The organism is Corynebacterium sp., from assembly GCF_012837295.1.
Classification (GTDB): Bacteria; Actinomycetota; Actinomycetes; order Mycobacteriales; family Mycobacteriaceae; genus Corynebacterium.
Map to the genome: position 1 here is coordinate 1 of NZ_DURI01000091.1, position 3547 is coordinate 3547.

Annotated in this window: 3 protein-coding genes; all 3 read left to right on the plus strand. The window is 67.5% G+C overall.

Annotated elements, in window-relative coordinates; all coding sequences use genetic code 11:
- The first annotated feature begins 66 nt into the window (after positions 1-66).
- On the plus strand, positions 67-1368 hold the full coding sequence (glyA, locus tag GX015_RS02960; protein WP_046650711.1) for a serine hydroxymethyltransferase: 1302 nt from the start codon (positions 67-69) through the stop codon (positions 1366-1368).
- Positions 1369-1830: 462 nt separating this feature from the next.
- Complete coding sequence (locus tag GX015_RS02965; protein ID WP_291342690.1) at positions 1831-3264, plus strand: amino acid permease; 1434 nt, start codon at positions 1831-1833, stop codon at positions 3262-3264.
- 9 nt (positions 3265-3273) lie between these two features.
- On the plus strand, positions 3274-3547 hold a 274-nt coding region (locus tag GX015_RS02970), incomplete at its 3' end, for an enoyl-CoA hydratase/isomerase family protein (RefSeq protein WP_291342691.1).

Below are 3547 nucleotides of genomic sequence, written 5' to 3' on the forward strand. Positions count from 1 at the left end.
GCCGGGGGTGGGGGACTACGATGGCACCGAACCCGTAGCTTCCTTCGAAAGGTTGTTGGCCCACCCATGACCGGTATCCCCAGTGATGACGTCCGCTACCAGTCCCTGCGCGACCTCGACCCGGCCGTCGCCGAGGCGATGGACGGCGAGCTGGCCCGCCAGCGCGACACCCTGGAAATGATCGCCAGCGAGAACTTCGTCCCCCGCGCCGTCCTGCAGGCGCAGGGCTCGGTGCTGACCAACAAGTACGCCGAGGGCTACCCGGGGCGCCGCTACTACGGCGGGTGCGAGAACGTCGACGTCGTGGAGGACCTCGCCCGCGACCGCGCCAAGGAGCTGTTCGGCGCCGAGTTCGCCAACGTCCAGCCGCACGCCGGCGCCCAGGCCAACGCCGCGGTGCTGCACGCGCTGATCAACGCCGGCGACCGCATCCTGGGCCTGGACCTGGCCCACGGCGGCCACTTGACCCACGGCATGAAGCTGAACTTCTCCGGCAAGCTCTACGAGGTCGGCGCCTACGGCGTCGACCCCGACACCATGCGCGTCGACATGGACAAGGTCCGCGAGCAGGCGCTGGCGGAGAAGCCGGACGTCATCATCGCCGGCTGGTCCGCGTACCCGCGCCACCTGGACTTCGACGCGTTCCGCGCCATCGCCGACGAGGTCGGCGCGAAGCTGTGGACCGACATGGCCCACTTCGCCGGCCTGGTCGCCGCGGGCCTGCACCCGTCGCCCGTCGCCGCGTCCGACGTCGTGTCCACCACCGTGCACAAGACCCTCGGCGGCCCCCGCTCCGGCATGATCCTGGCCAAGCAGGACTACGCCAAGAAGCTCAACTCCGCCGTCTTCCCGGGCCAGCAGGGCGGGCCGCTGATGCACGCCATCGCCGCCAAGGCCGTGGCCCTGAAGATCGCCGGCACCGAGCAGTTCAAGGAGCGTCAGGAGCGCACCCTGACCGGCGCGCGCCTGCTGGCGGAGCGCCTCACCGCCGCCGACTGCAAGGACGCCGGCGTCGACGTCCTCACCGGCGGCACCGACGTGCACCTGGTGCTCGCGGACCTGCGCAACTCGGAGATGAACGGCCAGGAGGCCGAGGACCTGCTCCACGAGGTCGGCATCACCGTCAACCGCAACGCCGTGCCGTTCGACCCGCGCCCGCCGATGGTCACCTCCGGCCTGCGCATCGGTACCCCGGCCCTGGCCACCCGCGGCTTCGACGAGAAGGCGTTCGAGGAGGTCGCCGACATCATCGGCACCGCACTGGCCGCCGGCAAGAACGCCGACACCCAGGCCCTGCGCGCCCGCGTGGCCAAGCTGGCCGAGGAGTTCCCGCTGTACGAGGGCCTCGAGGACTGGACGATCGTCTAGGTCGGGTTCGTAGCGTTTGTTGCGTTCCTCGAGTTCGTTCCGTTCGTCGACTTCGTATCGTTCGTTCCGTTCGTCGACTTCGTGCCGTTCGAATCGTTCGTTCCGTTCGTCGGGTTCCCGGATTTCTGATCGCCTCCGGGGCCTCGCCCCGTGAACGCTGCAAAAGGAAGTCGGGTGGCCGGAAAGAAGTGGTGTGCCACATCTTTCCGCCCACCCGACTTCTTTCTGTGTCCGGAGGTGCGTGCATCGCCGGCGGTGACCCACGCAGCCGGCCGCCCCACCGATAGCGGCCGCCCTGCAGACTGCCCGTGGCGAATCGACGCCGCAGACACACGTCGAATGGATAGGTACATGCCGCAGAACACATGTATCTGTCCGTTCGACGTGTACTTGGGTTGGGGCTCCCGGTCTTACCCATGCTCCCGGCGATGCGCGCGTTCAGTCGGATTGTAAATTTGATGCATGACGAACGTGACGCGGCATGACGCCGAAGTGGCGGGCTACCGCAAGGACCTGAAGAACCGCCACATCCAGATGATCGCGCTTGGCGGAGCGCTGGGCACCGGGCTTTTCCTCGGTGCCGGCGGGCGCCTCAACGCGGGTGGGCCGGGGCTGGCCATCGTCTACGCGGTGTGCGGCGTCATCGGCTATCTGATGCTGCGCTCGTTGGGCGAGATGGTGGTCCACCGGCCGACGTCGGGGTCGTTCACGTCCTACGCCCGCGAGTTCCTCGGCGAGAAGTCCGCGTTCTTCGCCGGCTGGGTGTACTTCTTGGCGTGGGTGACGGTCGGCATCGCGGAGTTGACCGCCATTGCGGTGTACCTGAAATTCTGGCCGTTGTTCCAGGACGTGCCGCAGTGGATCCTCGTGGCGGTGGCATTGGCGATCGTCGTGGGGCTCAATCTCCTCGGAGTGAAGTTCTTCGGCGAGGCGGAGTTCTGGTTCTCCTTCGTCAAGGTCTCGGCGATCGTGCTGTTCATGATCGTCGGCGTGGTGGTGCTTGCGATGGGCACGCCCGTCGACGGCCATGATCCGGGCCTGTCGACCATTTCCGAAGGCGGCGGCTGGTTCCCCAACGGGGTGTTGCCCCTGGTGGTGATGACCCAGGGCGTCGTCTTCGCCTACGCGGGCATCGACATGATTGGCGTCGCCGCAGGTGAGACCAAGAATCCGCGCCGGGAGATCCCCAAGGCAATCAATGCCACGGTGTTCCGCATCATCTTCTTCTACGTCGGGTCGGTGTTCCTGCTGGCGCTGCTGCTGCCGGCAAGCGCTTACGACGGGGCGGAGTCGCCGTTCGTGACCTTCCTCAATGCCCTCGGCGTGCCGTACGCGGCGGACGTCATGAACCTGGTCGTGCTCACCGCGGCACTGTCCTCGGTCAACGCCGGGTTGTATGCGACGGCGCGCATCCTCAAACCGCTGGCGATCAACGGCTCGGCCCCGAAGTTCCTCGGCGTCATGTCCGCCCATGGCGTCCCGATGGGCGGTGTGTGGTTGACCACCGCGATGTTCGTGCTCGGCATCGTGCTCAATTACGTCGTGCCGGAGGCTGCGTTCGAGGTGGTGCTCAACATGGGCGCGATCGCGATCTTGTGCATGTGGTCGATGATCGTCATCGCGCACCTCGGTTACCTTCGCGCTGCTCGCCGGGGTGCGGTGGAGCGGCATTCCTACCGCGCCCCGTTGGGCGGCGCCGGCGACGTCATCGTGTTGGCCTTCCTGGCCGGTGTCGTGGTGCTGATGGCGATGGACTACCCGGTGGGCAGTTACACGCTGCTGTGGTCGGTGGTGTTCCTCATCCCGGCGTTCGTCGTCGGTTGGCTGCTCACCGCGCGGAGCCGTGCACGCATCGCCGCCGCCGATTCGGCCGTGGCGGGCGACTCCGCCAGGTAGTTTGGGGGCATGGAATTCGTCACCGTCACCCGCGACGCCGGCCTGCTGACCATCACCATCGACCGCCCCGAGGGCCACAACTCGCTGAACCGGGCCCTGCGCCTGGAACTGCGGCGGGCGTTCGAGGAGGCGGCGGAACAATGCGTCGTCAAGCCTGAAACCGGCCCCACCGGCTCGGGCGACGCGACCGCCGACCCGGGCCCCGTGCGCGCGGTGCTGCTCAAGGGCGGCAAGAAGGTGTTCTGCACGGGCCAGGACCTGAAGGAGCACCTGACCGAGATGA